The organism is Metamycoplasma neophronis (genome assembly GCF_006491995.1).
GTDB classification, from domain to species: domain Bacteria; phylum Bacillota_I; class Bacilli_A; order Mycoplasmatales; family Metamycoplasmataceae; genus Metamycoplasma; species Metamycoplasma neophronis.
Window position 1 is genome coordinate 1 of the sequence record NZ_VHHP01000020.1, and the last position, 681, is coordinate 681.

A 681-nucleotide genomic window follows, 5' to 3' on the forward strand; every position below is an offset into this window, starting at 1 on the left:
CGGGCTAGACGAATCGACGCGCCAACTTTCTCGGATCGAAGAAGCTATACGCTTTACCCCCATGAGTGTGTACAAGGTGATCGACATCATCGGGACCAGCCCCACATCCTGGGAACAGGCGGCGGCGGAGGCGGTCCAGCGGGCGCGGGATAGCGTCGATGACATCCGCGTCGCTCGGGTCATTGAGCAGGACATGGCCGTGGACAGCGCCGGCAAGATCACCTACCGCATCAAGCTCGAAGTGTCGTTCAAGATGAGGCCGGCGCAACCGCGCTAGCACGGGCCGGCGAGCAGACGCAAAATCGCACGGTTTGCGGTTGATTCGTGCGATTTTGTGTCTGCTCGCCGAGGCCTACCAGGCGCGGCCCAGGTCCGCGTGCTGCCGTATCCAGGCGTGCATCGCGATTCCGGCGGCCACGCCGGCGTTAATGCTTCGCGTCGACCCGAACTGGGCGATCGACACCGTGACCGCCGCGCCGGCACGGGCGTCGTCGGTAATGCCGGGCCCTTCCTGGCCGAATAACAGCAGGCATTCCCGCGGCAACGCGGTCTGCTCCAGGCGCGCCGCACCCGGGACGTTGTCCACCGCCACCACGGTCAAGCCGGCGCCCGCCGCGAACTCCAGCAGCCCGGTGGTGCTGTCGTGGTGGCATAACCGCTGATAGCGGTCGGTCACAATGG

The 681-nt window shown here is 65.8% G+C and carries 2 protein-coding genes; one reads left to right on the plus strand and one right to left on the minus strand.

What is annotated here, in order from left to right:
- Window positions 1-61: 61 nt before the first annotated feature.
- Window positions 62-277, plus strand: a complete 216-nt coding sequence (secE2, locus tag FJR74_RS08295) for a calcium dodecin (protein WP_003401885.1) — start codon at window positions 62-64, stop codon at window positions 275-277.
- Between the two features lie 75 nt (window positions 278-352).
- On the opposite strand, the gene FJR74_RS08300 is transcribed toward secE2, so the two are convergent.
- Window positions 353-681, minus strand: a 329-nt coding sequence (locus FJR74_RS08300) for a TrmH family RNA methyltransferase (protein WP_140915063.1), incomplete at its 5' end; no start/stop codon positions are given.